18 protein-coding genes and 1 pseudogene are annotated in these 20,530 nt (G+C 62.8%); 11 read left to right on the top strand and 8 right to left on the bottom strand.

Going from position 1 to position 20,530, the window contains the following annotated elements:
- Window positions 1-210: 210 nt before the first annotated feature.
- Window positions 211-972, top strand: a complete 762-nt coding sequence (locus tag Mame_RS23210) for an electron transfer flavoprotein subunit beta/FixA family protein (RefSeq protein WP_018063939.1) — start codon at window positions 211-213, stop codon at window positions 970-972.
- Window positions 972-1,898 carry an electron transfer flavoprotein subunit alpha/FixB family protein gene (locus tag Mame_RS23205; RefSeq protein WP_018063938.1) on the top strand — a complete coding sequence of 309 codons (927 nt, stop codon included), beginning with the start codon at window positions 972-974 and terminating at the stop codon, window positions 1,896-1,898. The genes Mame_RS23210 and Mame_RS23205 overlap by 1 nt, the downstream gene beginning before the upstream one ends.
- A gap of 217 nt (window positions 1,899-2,115) precedes the next feature.
- Here Mame_RS23205 and Mame_RS23200 read toward each other — a convergent pair whose 3' ends face one another.
- Entirely contained in the window at window positions 2,116-2,547 is a 432-nt protein-coding gene (locus Mame_RS23200; protein WP_157624519.1) for an acyl-CoA thioesterase, read from the bottom strand.
- 313 nt (window positions 2,548-2,860) lie between these two features.
- Between Mame_RS23200 and Mame_RS23195 the strand changes: the two genes are divergently transcribed.
- The 6 genes from Mame_RS23195 (at window position 2,861) to Mame_RS23170 (ending at window position 10,931) form a co-directional block, all read left to right on the top strand.
- Complete coding sequence (locus Mame_RS23195; RefSeq protein ID WP_018063936.1) at window positions 2,861-4,630, top strand: long-chain-fatty-acid--CoA ligase; 1,770 nt, start codon at window positions 2,861-2,863, stop codon at window positions 4,628-4,630.
- A gap of 47 nt (window positions 4,631-4,677) precedes the next feature.
- On the top strand, window positions 4,678-5,073 hold the full coding sequence (locus Mame_RS23190; RefSeq protein ID WP_018063935.1) for a MerR family transcriptional regulator: 396 nt from the start codon (window positions 4,678-4,680) through the stop codon (window positions 5,071-5,073).
- Window positions 5,074-5,299: 226 nt separating this feature from the next.
- On the top strand, window positions 5,300-6,436 hold the full coding sequence (locus Mame_RS23185) for a thiolase family protein (protein WP_018063934.1): 1,137 nt from the start codon (window positions 5,300-5,302) through the stop codon (window positions 6,434-6,436).
- Entirely contained in the window at window positions 6,436-8,769 is a 2,334-nt protein-coding gene (locus tag Mame_RS23180; protein WP_018063933.1) for a 3-hydroxyacyl-CoA dehydrogenase/enoyl-CoA hydratase family protein, read from the top strand. Before Mame_RS23185 ends, Mame_RS23180 begins: the two co-directional genes overlap by 1 nt.
- A gap of 17 nt (window positions 8,770-8,786) precedes the next feature.
- Entirely contained in the window at window positions 8,787-10,577 is a 1,791-nt protein-coding gene (locus tag Mame_RS23175; protein WP_026173327.1) for an acyl-CoA dehydrogenase C-terminal domain-containing protein, read from the top strand.
- Between the two features lie 33 nt (window positions 10,578-10,610).
- A complete protein-coding gene (locus Mame_RS23170; protein ID WP_018063931.1) occupies window positions 10,611-10,931 on the top strand; it encodes an SCP2 sterol-binding domain-containing protein in 321 nt (106 codons plus the stop codon).
- Window positions 10,932-11,277: 346 nt separating this feature from the next.
- On the opposite strand, the gene Mame_RS23165 is transcribed toward Mame_RS23170, so the two are convergent.
- Together Mame_RS23165 and Mame_RS23160 are read right to left on the bottom strand one after the other, a co-directional pair.
- Window positions 11,278-11,688 (bottom strand): DUF2147 domain-containing protein, encoded by a 411-nt coding sequence (locus Mame_RS23165; RefSeq protein ID WP_018063930.1) that lies wholly within the window; start codon window positions 11,686-11,688, stop codon window positions 11,278-11,280.
- 213 nt (window positions 11,689-11,901) lie between these two features.
- On the bottom strand, window positions 11,902-13,185 hold the full coding sequence (locus tag Mame_RS23160; RefSeq protein WP_033409750.1) for an OmpP1/FadL family transporter: 1,284 nt from the start codon (window positions 13,183-13,185) through the stop codon (window positions 11,902-11,904).
- 379 nt (window positions 13,186-13,564) lie between these two features.
- Between Mame_RS23160 and Mame_RS23155 the strand changes: the two genes are divergently transcribed.
- Together Mame_RS23155 and Mame_RS23150 are read left to right on the top strand one after the other, a co-directional pair.
- A complete protein-coding gene (locus tag Mame_RS23155) occupies window positions 13,565-14,284 on the top strand; it encodes a TetR family transcriptional regulator C-terminal domain-containing protein (RefSeq protein ID WP_018063928.1) in 720 nt (239 codons plus the stop codon).
- A gap of 15 nt (window positions 14,285-14,299) precedes the next feature.
- Window positions 14,300-15,496 carry a pyridoxal phosphate-dependent aminotransferase gene (locus tag Mame_RS23150; protein ID WP_018063927.1) on the top strand — a complete coding sequence of 399 codons (1,197 nt, stop codon included), beginning with the start codon at window positions 14,300-14,302 and terminating at the stop codon, window positions 15,494-15,496.
- A 61-nt stretch (window positions 15,497-15,557) separates the two neighbouring features.
- Here Mame_RS23150 and Mame_RS23145 read toward each other — a convergent pair whose 3' ends face one another.
- The 4 genes and pseudogenes from Mame_RS23145 to Mame_RS27415 all read right to left on the bottom strand — a co-directional run.
- Window positions 15,558-16,292 carry a class II aldolase/adducin family protein gene (locus Mame_RS23145; RefSeq protein ID WP_018063926.1) on the bottom strand — a complete coding sequence of 245 codons (735 nt, stop codon included), beginning with the start codon at window positions 16,290-16,292 and terminating at the stop codon, window positions 15,558-15,560.
- A 52-nt stretch (window positions 16,293-16,344) separates the two neighbouring features.
- The gene (locus Mame_RS23140; protein ID WP_018063925.1) at window positions 16,345-16,995 is read right to left on the bottom strand and encodes an NAD(P)-dependent oxidoreductase; all 651 of its coding nucleotides are present in this window, start codon (window positions 16,993-16,995) and stop codon (window positions 16,345-16,347) included.
- A 9-nt stretch (window positions 16,996-17,004) separates the two neighbouring features.
- A complete protein-coding gene (locus tag Mame_RS27420) occupies window positions 17,005-17,301 on the bottom strand; it encodes a Rossmann-fold NAD(P)-binding domain-containing protein (protein WP_210162234.1) in 297 nt (98 codons plus the stop codon).
- Between the two features lie 286 nt (window positions 17,302-17,587).
- Window positions 17,588-17,742: pseudogene (locus Mame_RS27415) on the bottom strand (IS630 family transposase); the annotation flags it as partial.
- A 466-nt stretch (window positions 17,743-18,208) separates the two neighbouring features.
- Here Mame_RS27415 and Mame_RS23130 point away from each other — a divergent pair.
- The gene (locus tag Mame_RS23130; RefSeq protein WP_018063922.1) at window positions 18,209-18,946 is read left to right on the top strand and encodes an IclR family transcriptional regulator; all 738 of its coding nucleotides are present in this window, start codon (window positions 18,209-18,211) and stop codon (window positions 18,944-18,946) included.
- 108 nt (window positions 18,947-19,054) lie between these two features.
- On the opposite strand, the gene Mame_RS23125 is transcribed toward Mame_RS23130, so the two are convergent.
- The gene (locus tag Mame_RS23125; RefSeq protein ID WP_018063921.1) at window positions 19,055-20,530 is read right to left on the bottom strand and encodes an aldehyde dehydrogenase family protein; all 1,476 of its coding nucleotides are present in this window, start codon (window positions 20,528-20,530) and stop codon (window positions 19,055-19,057) included.

Raw genomic sequence — 20,530 nt, 5'->3', positions numbered from 1 at the left:
ACCTAAGAACGAATATCCGCCTGTTCAGACAAACCGAGCCACGTCATCTCGGCGGAGCGCCACGCTTGAAAGGGCTTGCAAAACAAATGTGCCTTGTTATATGACCTATACGTCATCTAAATTACCTATGTGTAATCTTGATGCGCAAAGCTTTTGGCGCCGATGGGGATAGATTTCTATCCGTACTGGGAAAACGGAGGATACGCAGCCATGAGAGTGCTCGTGCCCGTCAAGCGGGTGATCGATTACAATGTGAAGGTGCGGGTGAAGCCGGACGGGTCCGGTCCTGACCTCGCCAATGTCAAGATGTCGATGAACCCCTTCGACGAGATTGCCATGGAAGAGGCGATACGGCTGAAGGAGAAGGGCATGGCGCAAGAGGTGATTGCCGTCTCGATCGGGGTCCGCCAGGCGCAGGAAACGCTGCGCACCGCGCTTGCCATGGGCGCCGACCGGGCGATCCTGATCATTGCCGCCGAGAGCGCTGCGACCGATATCGAGCCGCTCGCCGTTGCCAAGCTCCTGAAGGGCGTCATCGAGGCCGAGAAAATTGATCTGGTGATCGCCGGCAAGCAGGCGATCGACAACGACATGAACGCGACCGGCCAGATGCTCGCGGCACTACTTGGCTGGCCGCAGGCGACCTTCGCCTCCAAGGTGGAGATTGCCGATGGGCGGGCGGAGGTCACGCGCGAGGTTGATGGCGGGCTGCAGACGATCTCGGTGGCGCTGCCGGCGATCATCACCACCGATCTGCGCCTCAACGAGCCGCGCTATGCCTCGCTGCCGAACATCATGAAGGCGAAGAAGAAGCCGCTGGAGGAGAAGACTGCGACGGATTACGGCGTCGATATCGCCCCGCGCCTCGAAATCATGCGCACGCGCGAGCCGGAAGGGCGCAAGGGCGGCATCAAGGTCGATACCGTCGATGCGCTGGTCGAAAAGCTCAAAAACGAAGCGGGGGTGCTGTGATGTCTGTTCTTTTGCTTGCCGAAACCAGCGGCGACGCTCTGGTTCGCGATGCGACCGCGCGGGCGGTCAGGGCCGTCTCCGGCCTCGGGGAGGTCACCCTGCTTGTTGCCGGTGCGGGCCTTTCCGCCGCCGCCGGCGAGGCCGCGCGGATCGACGGCGTTTCGAAGGTGCTTGTGGCCCACGCCGATGCGCTCTCCCACCGGCTGGCGGAATCGACCGCCGAGTTGATCGTCACGCTTGCGGGCGATTACGACGTGATCGCCGCGCCCGCGACCAGCGACGGCAAGAACATCCTGCCGCGCGTCGCCGCCCGGCTCGATGTCATGATCATTTCGGATGTCACCGCCATTCTCGACGCCGAGACCTTCGATCGGCCGATCTACGCCGGCAATGCGATCCAGACGGTGAAGTCGCGCGATCCGGTGCGGGTTTTGACCATCCGCACATCGGGTTTCGAGGCGGCGGGCGCGGGCGGTGCGGCGCCGGTCGAGCAGGTGAGCGCGCCGGATGCGACGGTCGCGTCCGAATGGGTGGCCGACAAGGTTGCCGAAAGCGACCGGCCGGAACTGACCTCGGCCCGCATCGTGGTTTCCGGCGGGCGCGGCGTGGGCTCATCCGAACAGTTCGCGATCATCGAAAAGCTCGCCGACAAGCTCGGCGCGGCCGTCGGCGCCTCGCGCGCCGCCGTCGATTCCGGCTATGCGCCGAACGACTGGCAGGTCGGCCAGACCGGCAAGGTGGTGGCCCCGGACATCTATATCGCCTGCGGCATTTCCGGCGCGATCCAGCATCTGGCCGGCATGAAGGATTCGAAGGTGATCGTCGCGATCAACAAGGACGAGGAAGCGCCGATCTTCCAGGTCGCGGATTACGGCCTTGTCGCCGATCTTTTCGATGCGGTGCCAGAGCTGACCGAAAAGCTCTGAGTTCTGCCATGCAAAGCCCGCCGGCGCGATGGTTCCGGCCGGCTTTTGTTATGCCGGCTCCCAGAGCCGTGCGCAAGCGGCGCGGTATTCGGCATCAAACCGGTCGATGAGCGCCGCCACCGTCGGGATGTCGTCGATCGCGCCAATCCCCTGACCGGCGGAGCATATCGGCCTCTAGGCCTTCGCCTCATGGGGGCGGTCATCCGGCCCGTGCTGTTTACGTCTTGGCGTCCTCGCCGCCACTGGCTCTCGCCCGTTCCTCCGGCGACATCAGCAGTGCGTAGGCTTCCGGCAGCGGCGGGCTTTCCGGCAGCGGGCCGAGCGGGGCGAGCATCTCCGTCGCGGGCAGCTTTCGGCCATCCTTCAGCATCACCGCGCGCACTGTCGCCGTCACCGCGACCTCGCCCTTGTGTGGGCCGCTGAGCGGTATGATACGGTGCTCCATGAAAAGCGAGTTCTCTGTCCAGCCGGCGAGCCTGGTTTCGAGCCGGAACCGCTGAAAGACCCCAAGCGAGCGCCGGTAACGCGCGTTCACCCCGGTCAGAACAGGCTGCCATTTCTCGCGCAATACCTGTGCGCCGAGCCCGGATCGGGCCAGCAGATCGAACCGGCCAATATCCATGAAGGCCAGATATCTGCCATTGTTCACGTGCATATTGATATCGAGGTCTTGGGGCCAGACTCGCAGGACAATCGAGGAGATATCTTCAGGCGGGTGGATCGCAGGTGCGAATTTCGCTTTGATCATGGCCCTGATCAGTCTTCCCCAAACATACATGCTGATGCCCCAAACCCTTCTGTAACCGTGGGAATACACTGTCTTCAAGGTCCGTGCCAGATCCGTCAACATCGGTCTTGAATTATATGACGTATACGTTTATAGGATATCGTAATGGTCATGTCGAAGGAAAATTGTGCGGAGGGAAACCTTGAGGAGGGTGTCCGCGCAAAAAGGAGGAGGCGTGCAAGAGGATTTCGATACCGAAACGCCGGGCGGCGGGGCAGATACGCCCAACCGCACTGAGGCTTGGGCGGCCAATGGCGCCGCGAGCCGGAACGCCGATACGCTGACGGCATTTCTGGCTGAATCGGTCGCACGCTTCGCTGATAAAGCGGCCGTGGAGTTCTTTGACCGAACCTGGACTTATAGCGAGATTGATGCCCTGTCCGACCGGTTTGCCGCGGGGCTTGCGTCCGTTGGTGTTCGCAAGGGCACGCGCGTCGGCCTCTGCCTTCCCAATTGTCCGTATTCGGTCATTAGCTTCTTTGCCGTGCTGAAGGCGGGCGGCATCGTCGTCAACTTCAATCCTCTCTATACCGGCCGCGAAATTCGCGATCAGGTTCGCGATTCCGGAACCGAGTTCATGATCACGCTCGATCTTGCGGCGGTTTACGGAAATCTGGGCTCCATCGTTGGCGAAACGGGTCTGAAACAGGTGGTCATTTGCCCGATGGCAAAGGCCCTGCCATCGATGAAGGGTCTGCTGTTTCGCCTGTTCAAGCGCTCCGACCTGGCGCGGATTCCCGACGATCAGCAGCATCTGCGTTTCGACGCGCTGATGCGGGATGCCGCAAACGCCCCCGTTCCGAAAATCGAAACCGCCCCGTCCGATATTGCCGTCCTGCAATATACCGGCGGCACGACCGGGGTGCCGAAAGGCGCCATGCTGTCGCATGGCGCGCTGGTCGCAAATGCGCGCCAGCTGGTGCACCAGGGCAACCAGTGCGGTCTGCTGGTCGAGGGCGAAGAGATGGTGATGTGCGTGCTGCCCTTTTTCCACGTCTTCGCGATGACCGTCTGCATGCTCTATGCGGTGCAGATCGGCGCCTCGATGCTTCTGGTGCCGCGTTTCAATCGCGATGAACTGATCCCGCTGATGGAGCGACGCAAACCGACGCTGTTCCCGGCCGTTCCCACAATCTACGGGGCGATCAACAGCGTCGCGCAAACGCGCAAGGTTCATCTCGAATCTCTGAAACTGTGCATCTCAGGCGGGGCGCCGCTGCCGAATGAAGTTCGCGTCGACTTCGAAAAGCTGACCGGGTGCCGGCTTGCGGAAGGCTACGGCCTGACGGAGTGTTCGCCGGTCGTCTCCGTCAATCCGCTGGACGGCAGTCCGGGGCGTCCGGGGTCCGCCGGTCTTCCCATGGCGGGGACGACGCTGGAAATCCGGGATTCCGAAAATCCGGCGGTGCTGCTGCCGACAGGCGTCAAGGGCGAGCTCTGGGTGCGCGGTCCGCAGGTAATGTCGGGCTACTGGAACCGTCCGGACGAGACCGCCCATGTGCTGCGCGACGGCGCGCTTCGAACCGGCGATGTCGGCTATCTGGATGAAGACGGCTATCTCTATCTCGTCGACCGGCTGAAGGACCTGATCATCTGCTCGGGCTATAACGTCTATCCCCGCGTCATCGAGGAGGCGCTTTACGAGCACGATGCGGTGGCGGAAGCGATCGTCATCGGCGTTCATGACGCGTATCGCGGGGAGCGGCCGAAGGCCTTCGTTTCGTTGCGCAAGGACGCGCAGGTCACGGTCGAGGAGCTGCATGAATTCCTGGTTCCGCGTCTCTCCAAGATTGAATTGCCGCGCGACATCGAAATTCGCGATACGCTGCCGAGGACCATGGTCGGCAAGCTTTCGAAAAAGGAATTGATCGAGGAAGAGCGTCGTGCCTCTCATGATGGCGCAAAGGTGAATGTCGGGGAGGCAGACAGTCATGTTGACGGATAGGTCAGGGGGCCGCTATGGTGAATCGCTCAAGAAAGAGAAGGTTTTACGTGGCGGATCAGTTTTTTACCGTGACCCAGTTGGCCGAAGAGCTCGGGCTCACGCCACGGGCCTTGCGGTTCTACGAGACCAAGGGTTTGATAACCCCGGGCCGGGCCGGAAAGACGCGCATCTACACGCAGCGCGACCGCGCCCGTCTGATCCTCATTCTGCGCGGCAAGCGGCTTGGCTTCTCGCTGGAGGAGATCAAGGAGTTTCTGGACCTTTACAAGGTCGACCATACGCAGCAGGAGCAGTTGACGGCGCTGTTGCGGGCGGTGCACGAACGCATCCAGCTTCTGGAAGAGCAGAAGGTCGCGATCGACCTCACCCTCTCGGAATTGAAGACCGTCGTGCGCGAAACCGAAGAACGGCTGTCACAAAAGGCGGGCAAGCTCGCCAGCTGATCCGCGCCGGTGGATCGGGCGACCCTGTCGTCGTAGCTTCTTCCGCAACGTTCAAAGGGATGCCCGCGTCCCTGTTGCCCCCAATCACTGCCACATGTTCATTGCCGGTTGCCCGTTCGGGCGGAACCGGCGACCAACGCATTGCGTCTGAAGGCCGGGCGCCTCGCGCTAATGCGCATCGCTTTCTATTTTCAATCCAAAACATCACGTTTGCCGGGAGTAAACCATGACCAACGTTGTCATCGCGGGCTATCAGCGCTCGCCGTTTTCACTTGCCACCAAGGGCGAACTGGCCCGTGTCCGTCCGGATGATCTGGCGGCCCAGGTGGTGCGCGGGCTGGTCGAGAAGACCGGCGTCAAGATGGAGGACATCGAGGACCTGATCCTCGGCTGCGCCTTTCCGGAAGCCGAGCAGGGCTTTAATCTCGGCCGTCTCGTGGTGCTGATGGCGGATCTGCCGCAGTCGGTCGGCGGCGTCACGGTCAATCGCTTTTGCGGCTCCTCGATGCAGTCGATCCACATGGCCGCCGGCCAGATCCAGCTCGGCGCCGGCGAAGTCTTCATCTGCGCGGGCGTGGAAAGCATGAGCCGGGTGCCGATGACCGGCTTCAACCCAATGCCGAACCCCGCGCTCTACGCCAAGGTGCCGGGCGCCTATATCGGCATGGGCGACACGGCGGAAAACATCGCGACCAAATGGCAGATTTCGCGTGAGCAACAGGAAGCCTTTGCCGTGAAGAGCCAGGAAAAGGCCACCGCTGCCCGCAGCGAAGGACGGCTGAAGGACGAGATCGTGCCGATCAGCGTGAAGGGCGGAACGGTTTCTGAAGACGGCTGCATCCGTCCGGAAACCACACCCGAGGCGCTGGCCGGCCTGAAACCGGCCTTCTCGGCCAACGGCACGGTCACCGCCGGCACCTCCTCGCCGCTGACGGATGGCGCTTCGGCCGTGCTGGTGTGCTCGGAGGAGTATGCGATGAAAAACGGCCTGACGCCGCTCGCCCGCCTGACCTCCGTCGGCATCAGCGGTTGCGCGCCGGAAATCATGGGCATCGGCCCGGTCGGCGCCAGCCGCAAGGCGCTGGAGCGCGCCGGCCTCGATGCCGGCGCCATGGATGTGATCGAGCTTAACGAAGCCTTCGCCAGCCAGTCGCTGGCCTGCATCCGCGATCTCGGCCTTGCCGAAGACCGGATCAATATCGATGGCGGCGCCATCGCGCTCGGTCATCCGCTCGGCGCCACCGGCGCGCGCATCGTCGGCAAGGCGGCGTCGCTGTTGCAGCGCGAGGGCGGCAAGTATGCGCTCGCCACCCAGTGCATCGGCGGCGGCCAGGGCATCGCAACCATTCTGGAGCGAATCTGATGTCTGATAGCGAATTCAAGATCAACACGGTTGCCGTTATCGGCTCCGGCGTGATGGGATCGGGCATTGCCGCCCAGGTCGCCAATGCCGGTCACAAGGTGCTGCTGCTGGACATCGTGCCGGAGGGTGCTGCCAACCGCAACGTGATCGCGGAAACCGCGCTCGCCAGGATGAAGAAGGCCGATCCCGCGCCGTTCATGTCGAAACGGGCCGCGAAGCTGGTTGAAACCGGCAATATCGAGGACGATCTCGAAAAGTTGGCCGGCGTCGACTGGATCATCGAGGTCGTTGTCGAAAAGCTCGATGTCAAGCAGGCGCTCTACCGCCGGATCGACGCCGTGCGCAAGCCGGGCACGGCGATCTCGTCGAACACCTCGACCATTCCGCTTGCGCGCCTTGTGGAGGGCATGCCGGAGGCGTTCGTCCGTGATTTCATGATCACCCACTTCTTCAATCCGCCGCGCTACATGCGGCTGATGGAACTGGTGACGGGCCCTGACACGAACGAAGCGCTCGCCGCGAGCGTGACCGATTTCGCCGATCGCAAGCTCGGCAAGAGCGTCGTCGTCTGCAACGATCGTCCCGGTTTCGTCGCCAACCGCCTCGGCGTCACCTGGATCCAGCTCGGCGTGCTGAAGGCCATGGAAGAAGGGCTGACGGTGGAAGAGGCCGACGCCGTGATGGGCAAGCCCTTCGGCATTCCCAAGACCGGCATTTTCGGCCTGATCGATCTCGTCGGCCTCGACCTGATGCCGCATATCGGCGCGAGCCTGAAGAGTGCGTTGCCGGACGGCGACATGTTCCACGCGACCAACCGCGACCTGCCGCTGGTCAACAAGATGATCGCCGACGGCTATACCGGGCGCAAGGGCAAGGGCGGCTTCTACCGGCTGAACCGCGAGGGCGGCCGGAAGATCAAGGAAGCGATCGACCTTGGGAGCGGCCGCTACAGCACCTCCGCAAAGGTCGAGAGCCCCGAACTGAAGGCTGCGCGCAAGCCGCGTCAGGTGATGGAAATCGACGGGCCGCTCGGCCGCTATGCCTTCGGCGTCATGGCCAATACGCTGTCCTATGCGGCAAGCCTCGTCGGCGACGCCGCCGACGATATCGCGGCGATCGATGAGGTCATGCGGCTTGGCTACAACTGGCGCTGGGGTCCGTTCGAACTGATCGACATGATCGGCGCGCCCTGGCTCGTCGCGCGGATGCGTGAGGAAAATATTCCTGTTCCCGACGTGCTGGAAAAGGTGGGCGAGCGCACATTCTACCGCATCGAGGATGGAAAGCGTCAGGCCCTCCAGCCGGACGGCAGCTATCGCGATATCGCGCGGCCCGAGGGCGTGCTGATGCTCGAGGATATCAAGCGCGTCAGCGAGCCGCTTCTGAAGAACGGTTCGGCCGCGCTCTGGGATATCGGCGATGGCGTCGTGTGCTTCGAGTTCACCTCGAAGGCCAACGCCATGGACGACCAGATCATGACGCTGCTCGACAAGACCATCGGGCTTGTGAAGAAGAACTACAAGGCGCTGGTGATCTACAATGAGGGCACGAATTTCTCGGTCGGCGCCAATCTGGGCCTCGCGCTGTTTGCCGCCAATATCGCCGCCTGGGGCGAGATCGAGAAGCTGGTCAGCAACGGTCAGGCGACCTATCGCAAGCTGAAATACGCGCCGTTCCCCGTGGTTGCCGCGCCCTCCGGCATGGCGCTTGGCGGCGGCTGCGAGATCGTGCTGCATTCCGATGCGGTGCAGGCGCATGCCGAAACCTATATCGGCCTCGTGGAATGCGGCGTCGGCCTGGTGCCTGCCTGGGGCGGATGCCGGGAAATGCTGACCCGCTGGCAGAACAATCCGGCAGCCCCGAAAGGCCCGATGCCGGCAACGGCCAAGGTCTTCGAAATGCTGTCGACCGCGACCGTCGCCAAGTCGGCCGACGAGGCGCGGGAGCTCCTGTTCCTCGGCAAGGATGACGGCGTGACCATGAACCGCTACCGGCTTCTGGCCGATGCCAAGGCGCGCGCGCTTGCCATGGTCGACGGCTATCAGCCGCCGGAACCGCAGGAAATCGTGCTGCCCGGCCCCTCGGGCAAGATAGCCCTTGAAATGGCCGCCGAGGGCTTTGCCCGGCGCGGGATCGCCACGCCGCACGACCTGACGGTGGCGCGCGAGCTCGCGACCGTCTTGACCGGCGGCGACACCGACATCATCGACCCGGTGGATGAGGACACGATTCTCGAACTGGAACACGAAAGCTTCATGCGTCTCGTCAAGACAAAGAAGACGCTCGACCGGTTCGAGAGCGTCATCGAAACCGGCAAACCCCTGAGAAACTAGGAAAGAGGACGAAAACCATGCAAGTCTATAATGCGCCCATAAGGGACATGCGTTTCGTTCTGCAGGAACTGATCGGCATCGGCGATTACCCCGAGATTCCCGGTCTCGAAGAGGTCACGCCGGATCTGGCCGACGCGATCCTGGAAGAATCAGGCAAGTTCTGCACCGAAGTGCTGCTGCCGCTGAACGCAACCGGCGACGAAGAGGGCTGCGTGCTGGAAAACGGCGTCGTGCGCACGCCGAAGGGCTTCAAGGAAGCCTACAAGGCGTTTGCCGAAAGCGGCTGGACGGCGATGGCCTCTGCTCCGGAATGGGGCGGGCAGGGCCTGCCGGAATCCATCAACAAGCTGGTGGAGGAGATGAGCTGCGCGGCCAATCTTTCCTTCGGCCTCTATCCGGGCCTCACCCACGGCGCCTATCAGGCGATCGTCGACCATGCGAGCGAGGAGTTGAAGCAGACCTATCTGCCGAAAATGGTCGAGGGCACGTGGTCGGGCACGATGTGCCTGACGGAAGCCCATTGCGGTACCGATCTCGGCCTGCTCAGAACCCGCGCGGAGCCGCAGGATGACGGCTCCTACAAGATCACCGGCTCTAAGATATTCATCTCCGCCGGCGAGCATGACCTCACCGAAAACATCATCCATCTGGTGCTGGCGCGGCTTCCCGATGCGCCGAAGGGCGTCAAGGGGATCAGCCTGTTTCTGGTGCCGAAATTCCTGCCGAACGCCGATGGCACGCCGGGCCAGCGCAATGGCGTGACCTGCTCGGGCATCGAGCACAAGATGGGCATCAAGGCCTCTGCGACCTGCCAGATGTCGTTCGACGAGGCCACCGGCTGGCTGGTCGGCGAGCCGCACAAGGGCATGCGCGCCATGTTCACGATGATGAACAGCGAGCGGCTGTCAGTCGGCGTTCAGGGGCTGGGTGCGGCGGAAGCGGCCTATCAGGGCGCCGTCGCCTATGCCAAGGAGCGGCTGCAGGGCCGCTCGCTTGCCGGCGCCAAACACCCCGACAAGCCCGCCGATCCGATCATCGTCCACCCCGATGTGCGCCGCATGCTGATGACCATGCGCGCCAATGTCGAGGGTTGCCGTGCGCTTGGCGGCTGGGTGGCGCGCAATCTCGACATGATGAAGCACCATCCCGATCCGGAAACGCGCAAGGAAGCGGAGGATTTCACCGCGCTGATGACTCCGATCGTCAAGGCGCTGTTCACCGATCTCGGCTTCGAAACCGCCTCGATCGGCATGCAGGTCTATGGCGGCCATGGCTTCATCCGCGATCACGGCATGGAGCAATATGTCCGCGACAGCCGCATCTCGATGATCTACGAGGGCACCAACGGCGTGCAGGCGCTCGACCTCGTCGGCCGCAAGATGCCGGCGCATATGGGCCGCTATCTGCGTGCGTTCTTTCATCCGGCGCTCGCGGAAATCGATGCCGCGATCGACGATGACCGGCTTTCCGATCTGGTTCAGCCGCTGTCGAAGGCCTTTGGCGGGCTGCAGCTCTGCACCGCCGAGATCGCGCAGAAGGGCCTGAGGGACCCGGAGGAGGCCGGTGCGGCCGCGACCGAGTATCTGCGGCTCTTCGGCCTCGTCGCGCTCGGCGTGATGTGGCTGCGGACCGCCAAGGTCGCCCATGCCGCGCTCGATGGCGAATGCGACGATCCCGAGTTCTACAAGGCCAAGCTCGTCACCGCGCAGTTCTACATGACCCGCATCCTGCCGCAGGCCGCCGGCCTCGTCGCCGCGATCCGCTCCGGCAAGTCCGCGATGATGGCGCTCGACGAGATGGCGTTTTGATGCGGCGGAACGCCGACAGGGAAAGGAACGACAATGGCTGAGATCAGCGCGTTGATTGCGGCAATGGAAGCAAAGTACGATGCGCTTGAGGAGCTGGGCTACCGGGTCCGCTTCGACATGAAGGATGCCGGGTCGATTTTGCTTGATGCAACAGACGGCGATGTCGAGATTGAAGAGGATGAGAGCGGCGAGGCCGAGGCCGACACCGTGCTCATCCTCACTTCCGACAATCTCGAAAAGCTGATCAAGGGAAAGCTGAACCCGATGCTGGCCTTTTCGACCGGCCGCCTGAAGGTGCGCGGTTCCCAGGGCGTGGCGCTGAAACTCGCGGGGCTTCTTGAGGAGGCCTCCTAAGTCCACCTGAAACACGACAGGCAGCGCCTGTTCCGGGCGCTGCTTACAGGCTGCTGACAAAGTTCGCCCCGCTCTCCTTCGTCACCCTCGGGCTTGTCCCGAGGGTCTAAGCACGTATCAAAACGACAGGCGTCTCGGACGAAATATCAACTCAAAACAATCTATTACGGTCCGCCAACGCCGCTCGTGGGGAACGGTGGTTAGATCCTCGGGACAAGCCCGAGGATGACGTCCGTAAATAGGATGGGTTGGCAACAAACTGAAGGCAGCGCCTGTTCCGGGCGCTGCCTCAATCTTGCGCGACCGGCCTGCCTTTCGGCGGTCGGTCGCGCGTTTTTGATATGTCCTACTTCGTCCGGCGCCAGGTCTGGCTCTTGCAGATCACGCCGCCCATGATGCAGCCGGAAAGCTTCAGCGTGTTGGCGTCTGTCAGCTCCATCTTGCCGGTATAGGTCTTGCCGTTCTCGAAATTGTAGAGCTTGCCTTTCCAGGCATTGTCGCCATCGGCCGAGAGGTCTGAGAGCATCTCAGTCCCGACGAGCGGGCGGCTGCGCTTTGCGGCGTCGGGGTTCTTGACGTCGTTCGAGGGCGTTTTCTGCCAGACAATGGTGCCGCAGTAATTGCTGCCGCAAGGCGCGATCTGAACCTGGGTCTTGCCGCTTTCGGTCAGCCATTTGCCGTCCGGCGACGCGGCAGCGGCCATTGAGGCCGTCATCAGACCTGCAGCGAGTGCAGCGCCGAAAACTCTTCTGATCATGAAACTCCTCCCGTTTCGTGTTTCCGAACCATCGGCCGGCGCAGCGGTTCCTCCTCAAGAACCGCCAAAGGCCTTGCCGCTCCCGGTTTTGGCCGGGAGCGGCGCCAGAGCCTTTCCGCATTTCACGGAAACGCGGAAAGGCTCTATCTCTTTGTTTTTACGCAATTCCGGACGGTGAACCGGTATCCACTTCACCTGGAATTGCTGTAAGCCTCAGAAGCGATAGCGCAGGCTGGCCGACACGATATCGACATGGGCATCGACATCGCCGAAGAAGGCGAGACCCGCGTAATGCGGATTGTTGGCGTCGATCTTGATGTCGGTGTCGCCGGTGGTGAAGATGTGCTCATAGGCGAAGTCGAGCGACAGCTTGTCGTTCCAGCTGTAGGTGCCGCCGAGCGAGGCATGGACGCGATCGCTGTCGGGCAGGCGCAGGTCGCGGTTGGTGGTCGAGATTGGCGACCATTCATAGCCGACGCCGCCGCGAACCGTGAACCGTTCGTTCATGGCATATTCGAGGCCGACGGAAAGGTAGTAGCCGTCATCATATTCGAAGGGCAGATCGGTAAGCTGCATGCCATTGGTGAAACCGGACGTGCCGTAGACCGGGAAATTGTCGAAGACGCTCCAGTGGGTCCACTCGAAGCCGGCATTCAGGGTCAGCTGATCGGTAAGCGCCTGGCTGAGGCCGACGGTTATCTGATCGGGCAGGGTGAGGTCGGACTTCACCGGATAGGAGCCGGGCGGAAGCGGTCCCATCATGGCGCCGAGATCGAGGTGGCCCTCAAGGTTCTGCTTGATCTGCGAGCGGTAGCCGACGCCGATCACGGTGCCGTCCATCGGGGTCAGCGTGAAGCCGAGCGTGAAGCCGACGCCCCAGGAATCGCCCTCAAGTTCGGCGGAAGGCGCGCCCGGGAACGGGCTCATCGCCTGCGTCAGCCGGGTCTTGAAATACATCGCCTCGATGCCGCCGCCGATCGCCAGCCAGTCATTGACTTGCCAGGCAATGGTCGGGTTGATGTCATAGCTGAGAACTTCCGAGGTGCGGGCGTAGATCTGTCCGGAATAGTTGAACGGGTTCTTCGTCTCGAGGCCGAAGGGCGTGTTGAGGCCCAGGCCCAGCCAGACATCGTCGCTGACCTGATAGCTCACATAGCCGGCCGGAAGCGCCGCATCGAGTGCCATATCGCCGGTCGAACCGGTGCCGCCCAAGAGCAGAAGCGCCGGCGCGGTCCCGCTTGTCGGGGTTATGTCGGAATAGGGGAAAATGCCTGAAAGGTCGACTTCGACCTGAAAGCCTTCGAAGGCGGCCATCGTTGCCGGGTTCCAGTACATCGAGCCGAGGCCGGCCTGTCCTGCCGCCGCGCCCGCAAAGGCCTGGCCCTGACCGACCGCGCTCTGCTCGCGCAACGCGAACGAGCCGGCAGACGCCGTTCCCGCGCACAATAGCGTTGCCGCGCTGAGCATTAGAAGATGTATTCGGCTGGGTTTGTTCATCGCTTGCTCCTCCTCACGCAAAACCGGAGCGTCTCACGCTCCTCATCCCAATTGGAAAGATATATGACGTTAAGGTAATCTAGTATCCTAATAAGGAAGAGGGCACGAGAATTTTCCCAGCCTGTGGCCGAATTGGCACACATCATGTCTCGCCCTATACCTCAAGCCGCTACTCGGGCGGCAATCGCCACGCGGAGGGATTTCGGCATGGCCGGGCCGTCCGGCCGATCGGCGGACCTTGGGTATTTTCTGTTGGGTTGCGGAATGCTATTTACCGCAATGTTGTACGAATGTATAGTAACGACGGAAAATTAGCGGCTGGCGGCTCCCGGAAGCGGTATTCCGCAGGGGCGGCGCGCGCTCAAAAATGAATAAAAGAATGACTTGGCTGCTGCCGCGAGAATCGGAAGGCTTTCGCAAAGGCATTGAAAGCCAGCAGGAGGACATCAGGGTGACACGGCGAAGCTACCAACGTTTGGGGGTAGACGCCCGGCGCAGCGCATTGCTCGAGGCGACGCTGGATTGCCTGGCGGAGGACGGCATGGGTGGCGCCAGCGTTCGCAGGATAGCGGAGCGCGCCGGCGTTTCGCCGGGGCTGATCCGGCACTATTATGCGTCAAAGGACGAAATGGTCCATGAGGCCTATGCCTACCTGATGGGCAACCTCACCGGGGCTGCGGCGGATTCCGCCCATGCGGCCTCGGAAGGTCCGGCGCAAGCGCTGGCGCACTTCATCGCGGCCAATGTCAGGCAACCGAACCTCTCCGCGCGCAAGGTTTCGCTGTGGGCGACATTCATCGGGCGCGTCCGCTCCGGGCAACGCTACGCCGATATCCACCGGGAGAGCTACCGCGAGTTCCTCGACCTGCTGGAGGAACTGGTCCACCCGGTCCTGGTGCAGCACGGGCTGCCCGCCGATCCGGCGGCCTGCCACAGCCATGCCATCGCGCTCAACGGGCTGATCGACGGCCTCTGGCTGGAAGGCTCTCTCGGGCACGGGCTTTACGATCCCGCGCGCCTGCCTGGCATAGCGCTCGCCGCCGCCGAAGGCATTCTGCGCCTGCCCGACGAGACACTGGTGCGCGCCGTCGCGCCCTGACAACAAGGAAAATACATGCACTACGCATCAATCACCCGCAGGCTCAGGGATCTGGGCGGCGATAAATGGGCCGTTCACAACGCCGCCCGCGACCGCAATGCGCGCGGCGAGGCAATCATCATGCTGACCATCGGCGAGCCCGACATTCCGACCGATCCGGACCTTGTCGAGATCTGCGCGCAATCGATGCGTAAGGGCCGCACCCGCTATTCCAACGGCCGCGGCGAGCCCGGTCTGGTCAGCGCGCTGGCGGCCACCTATGCCCCGCGCCTGCCCGGCATCGGCCCGGAGAACATCCTGTGCTTTCCCGGCACCCAGACCGCGCTCTTCGCCGTGATGCTGGCGCTGGTCGAAGACGGCGACGGCGTGCTGATCGGCGATCCCTATTACGCCACCTATGACGGCGTGGTCGAGGCGACCGGGGCCAGCGTGCAACCCGTGCCGCTGAAGATGGAACACGGTTTCGTGCCGCAGCCCGAGGATCTGCGGGAGGCGATAACGCCGCAAAGCCGCGTGCTGCTGCTGAACACGCCACACAATCCCAGCGGATCGGTCATCGATCGCGATACCATGGAAGCCATCGGCGAGATCGCGATCGAGAAGGATCTCTGGATCGTCTGCGACGAGGTCTATGAATCCCTGATCTTTGAGGGCGAGTTCTGCTCGCCGCTGGAATTTGCGGCGCTGCGCGAGCGCACCATCGTCGTCTCCTCGATCTCGAAAAGCCACGCCGCCACGGGCTTCCGCAGCGGCTGGGCCGTGGGTCCGGTCGAGGCGATGCGTCTTGTCCTGCCGATCTCGGAAACAATGCTGTTCGGCAACCAGCCCTTCATCGCGGACATGACCGAAGCGGCGCTGACCAACGACTATGACACCGCCGCGCGCCAGCGCGAGGCGCTCTCTCGTCGTGCGCGCGCCTGCCAGGCCGCCTTCGACGTCGCCGAAGGGCTGTCGTCCTTCGCCCCGCAGGGCGGCATGTTCATGATGGTCGATGTCTCACAGGCCGGCCTTGGCGGCGAAGCCTTCGCCTGGCGCCTGCTGGAAGAAGAAGCGGTGGCGGTGATGCCCGGCGAAAGCTTCGGCGCCGAGGCCGGACACCTGATCCGTCTCGGCCTGACGCTGCCGGACGATGAACTGGCCGAGGCCGTGCGCCGCATCGCGGCGCTGGCGTCCCGGCTCTGCAGCGCAAGGACCGAGGCCGCAACGGCCTGAACGAAGAGGGGCCGGCGTTTGACGCTCCGGCCCCTCTTTCAACCGTCCGGTTGAGCGCCGCTCAGTCCCGGTAGTCCGGAGCGATCCGCTCCAGCAGGCGCAGATGCGCGGCCCATTCGAGGGCCACGTCGTCCTCGTCGCCCATCGAGCTTTCATACTGTTTCGCCACATGGGCGGCTATATCGGCGGGCACGGCGCGGAGTGGCTGCCCCATGGAGAGGGTGGCGACCTGGATCGCGCAGGCCCGCTCCATGTAGAACATCGTATTGAACATCGAGGCGGCCGTGGGTCCGGTCGTCAGCAGGCCGTGATTGCGCAGCACCAGCACGGGATTGTCGCCGAGGCTCGCCACCAGGCGGTCGCGTTCGTCAAGGTCGAGCGCGATGCCCTCGTAATCATGGTAGGAAATCCGATTGTGGAACTGCAACGCGATCTGGTTGAGCGACAACAGCCCCTCCTCCAGCGTCGACACCGCCACACCCGCCCGGGTGTGGGTGTGCATGATCCAGGCGGCATCGTGGCTGGCGCGGTGGATCGCCGAATGAATGGTGAAACCCGCCGGGTTCACCGGGTGGGGATTGTCGCCAACCTTGTTGCCGTCGACATCGATCTTGACCAGCGATGTTGCGGTGATCTCCTCCCAGGCCAGGCCATAGGGATTGATCAGGAAATGGCCTTCCTCGCCCGGAACGCGGGCGGTGATATGGGTGTAGATCAGGTCGGTGAAGCGGTAGTGCCAAGCCAGCCGGTAGCAGGCCGCAAGCTCGCAGCGCGCCTGCCATTCGGCCGCGCTCATACTCGCAGGGGCCGGGTGAACTGCTTCAGTCATTGCGCGCTCCTTCATCGTGTCAGTAGCCCCGCGCGCGCTCGACGCCGAGGCTGAGGGGGATGCCGTCGCGCAGTTCGCGGACGGTGGTCAGGATCTGCTCGCCAACCACCTCTGGCATCGAATCGCTGGCGATATGAGGCGTGATCCGCAGGCGCGAATCCTGCCAGAACGGGTGATTTTCGGGCAGCGGCTCCTCTCGGAAGACATCGAGCGTGGCGCCGGCAAGCTGCCCCGCATCCAGCGCCCGCACGAGATCCGCCTCGACCAGATGCTCGCCGCGGCCGATCTGGATCAGCCAGCTAGCCTCCGCCATGGCGGCAAACAGACGCTCGTTCAGCACGTTCTCGGTGGCCGGCGTGAGCGGCAGGGCATTGATGACGAAATGGGCGCCCGTCGCCGCCTCGATCACGCCATCGGGACCGCTGCAATACCGGACACCGTCGATCGGCTCGGCTGGCGCGGTGCGGCAGGCAACCCGCAGGCTGAAGCCCAGCATGCCCAGCGCGCCGACGACGGCGGCGCCCATCGTGCCATTGCCCAGCACCGCAACGATCGTATCTTGCGGCGGTCGCATCGGCAGCGGCGCCCAACGGGCCTTTGTGGCCGCGCCTGCTAGTTCGGAGAATCCGCGCGAGACATGCAGCACCTCATGGGCGGCATAGCCCGCCATCAACGCCGCCTAGTGCGGATCGCGCACCCGCGCAATGGCGATCTCCGGTCCAAGCCCCGGGTTATCGAGCAGATCGTTGACGCCTGCTCCGATCGACATGGCCAGTTCAAGGTTGGGATAGGTCTTGAAACTCTCGGCCGTCGGCAGCCAGCAGACGGCGAACCTGACCCGGTCCGGGTCCGAAACCTGTTCTGGGCGGCGCAGCACGACGTCCTGTCCGGCGGACGTGATGGCATTGCCATAGAGGCCTTCAAGATCGAGCATGGGGCTGAGATACACGCCATGGACTGGCGAAGATCCGGTCATCTTCTGTCCTCTTCTGGAGATGATTTCGCCCTTATTGCACGTTCGTATAGTAGAGTGCAACCTCCGGCACGGGTAACCATTTCTGGTGTGCGTGGCAGTCCGTGGCGAGGTCACGCTATTTCATAAACGCTCGGGAAAGGCGTTTATCTGTGAACCCAGCTACAAGGCCGAACATCGGAGGAACAAGGGGCGACAGCGAGGAGAAGCGCGAGCCGTGAAGCGATGTCAACCGCGGCGTCAGCTCGACCCAGATAGAGCACACCTGCCACTTTAGAGCGGTTCCCCTTCATGTTGGATCGTATCCGCAAGAGTGAAGAAGTTTAGAGCTTCTTGAGGCTCGACGAGTTCAATGAGTTTTCCGATCCTGTCCCATAGGCCAGAGACGGTGCGCTCGGCGGCCTTTCGCAGGAGTGCTTTCAGTTTCGAGAACGCCTGCTCGATTGATGGTGTGAATGGCTCCTGCTTCCGCCAGCATATTCCGGCATAGTTTGGATGTCATCGTCCAGAGCAAAGAAGCGAACCATGTCAGAGCTTTCCATAGTTGGTATCGACCTAGCGAAGAGCGTTTTCCAGATCCACGGTGCAGACGAGAACAGTGGGGTGTCGTCTTCGAAGAAAACAACCTGCAGACGCAGACGTCCGCCATGAGGGGCGCGGTCGGTCCCGACCGGGATATGATCAGGACCGAGTTCGGTCTCGCGACACCGCTTTCGGATCAGCGCTTGGGCTTCACCGCTGGTAAATAGACTCTACTCCAGTCCATGCTTCACAAGTCCTGTATGAGCGTTAGAGATAAATATCCGCTTTTAATATTTCCCCCGATTGATTAGATTAGGAATATAGAACGTTTGCTCCGGTTGCCGGAACGGGCGACTTATCTGATTGGGTGCATGAAATAGAGGTATCGTTGGAAACGCATAGCGACGCTGACGGAGAACAGGAAAAAACCTCGCGCGGCGTTGCCGCCGTAGACCGTGCTCTGAAGATCGTGGCGGCGCTGGAAGCAAGCACGATGCCGCGAAACCTTTCCGAGATTTCGCGGGCGACCGGGCTTTACAAGAGCACCATCCTTCGCCTTCTCGAATCCCTGCAGGACGCCGGCTATGTCGTGCGGGTGGACGATTCCAAATATGCCCTCGGCCCGACGATCATGCAGCTCGGCATCGCCTATGAGCAGACCAATCCCTTGCGCCATCAAATACTGCCGGTGTTCGAGCGGCTTGTCGCCATGGGCACTGAGAGCCCGTCGTTTCACGTGCGCCAGACAGCCGAGGAGCGTCTTTGTCTGTTCAGGCTCAACTCAAACCACTCCACGCTCGATAGGGTCAATACCGGCGATCGCCTTCCCATCACCCGCGGCGCGGCCGGCAAGGTCCTGCGCGCCTTCGGTGATCCGCCCGAGCCGGGCGCTGAAATGGACAAGGTGCGCGCGGAATGCTTCGCCGTATCGCTGGGCGAGCGCGACAAGCTCTGTGCCGGTATCGCCGCGCCGGTGTTCACCGGTTCGAACCGCATGATCGGGGCGCTCTCGTTTTCAGGGCCGAAGGAGCGGTTTCAGGAGGACGATATCGCCCGCATGCGTCCGCAGATGCTGGACGCCGCCCGGGAAATCTCCGAAGCGCTTGGCGGTCACTTTCCTTCATAAAAGAGAACTTCTGCGAAACGTAGCCCGGCGACCGATCAGCCTGCGGCGGTCAAAACGCAACATGCCGGATCGGGCGGATCAGCTTGACCGCCCGATTTTGCATTGGTCTCAGGCTGCCCAGTAAAGGCTTTTGCTCTGCTGATAGGCGCGCATGCCCTGAAGGCCCTTCTCGCGTCCGAGCCCCGACAGCTTGTAGCCGCCGAAGGGTGCCGCGACGGAAAGCTGCTTGTAGGTATTGATCCAGACGGTTCCCGCTTCAAGCGCACGCGCCACGCGCCAGGCGCGCTTGTAGTCGCCGGTCCAGATGCCGGCCGCCAGCCCGTAGACGCTGTCATTGGCGGCAGCGATCAGGTCTGCCTCATCCTCGAAGGTCATGAAGCAGAGCACCGGACCGAAGATTTCCTCCTGCGCGATGGCCGCGCTGTTGTCGATGCCGCCAATGATCGTCGGCAGGTAATAGGCCCCGCTTTCAAAGGCTTCACCTTCCGGACGGGCGCCGCCGAGAAGGATTTCGCCGCCAGCCTCGACCCCGCGCCTGACAAAGCTTTCCACCCGTTCGCGATGCGAAAACGAGGCGAGCGGACCGAGAACGCTGTCGGGGTCGGATGGACGCCCCACGCGCATCACCCTGGCTTCGGCGATCAGAAGCTGTTTGAACTCTTCCGCCACGCTACCTTCCACAAACAGCCGCGACCCCGCCACACAGGATTGTCCGGTTCCACCGAAAATGCCCGATGCGACGGACTTGGCGGCGGCCTTCAGATCGGAATCAGCAAAAACGATATGCGGCGATTTTCCGCCAAGCTCCAGGATCAGCGGCACGAGGCGGTCGGCCGCGCCGCGGGCAATGCTCTGTCCCGTGGACGTGCCGCCGGTAAACGAGATCAGCCCGATGCCGGGATCCTCGACAAGCGCGACGGCGGTTTCCACCTTGCCGGCGATCACCGACAAAAGCCCGTCGGGAAGCCCGGCGGCGATCACGCACTGGCCAAGCCCCAGCGACACGAAGGAGGTCGTCTCGGCCGCCTTCAGCACCACGGCATTGCCGGCCGCAAGCGCGGGCGCGATCTTCTGCGCGCCCATGGTCAGCGGCGAGTTCCAGGGCGTCAGGGCCGCGACCACGCCGACCGGCTCCTGCACCGTCATCGTGAAGTAGTCGCCCCTTGCCGGCGGCATCGTGTCTTCGCTGCATTCGCAGACGGCCGCGAAATAGCGGAAGATGCCTGCCGCCATCATCGCCTGCCCCCGGCTTTCGCTGCGGGTCTTTCCGTTTTCCATCATCTGCAACTCTGCCAGATGATCGGCCTGACGTTCGATCTCATCCGCCGCGCGCGACAGGATCCGCGCGCGTTCATGCGGCATCTGCCCGCCCCAGCCGGTGGCGCGGAGCGCATCTTCCGCATCCGCAACCGTCTGGCGCACCTGTGCGGGCGTCGAGGTCGCAACGCGTCCAATGACACTGCCATCGGCCGGGTTGATCACGTCCAGCACGGGCCCGTCCCCCATCACGGCTTTGCCGCCAATCAGCAAGGGTTCGATTTTGTCGGTGATCGGCAGGCGGGCCGGGGTGTCCAGCAGCGGCAT

The sequence above is a fragment of the Martelella mediterranea DSM 17316 genome, assembly GCF_002043005.1.
Classification (GTDB): domain Bacteria; phylum Pseudomonadota; class Alphaproteobacteria; order Rhizobiales; family Rhizobiaceae; genus Martelella; species Martelella mediterranea.
Note: the sequence above shows the minus strand (reverse complement) of the source record. Positions and strands in the feature narration are given on the sequence as shown.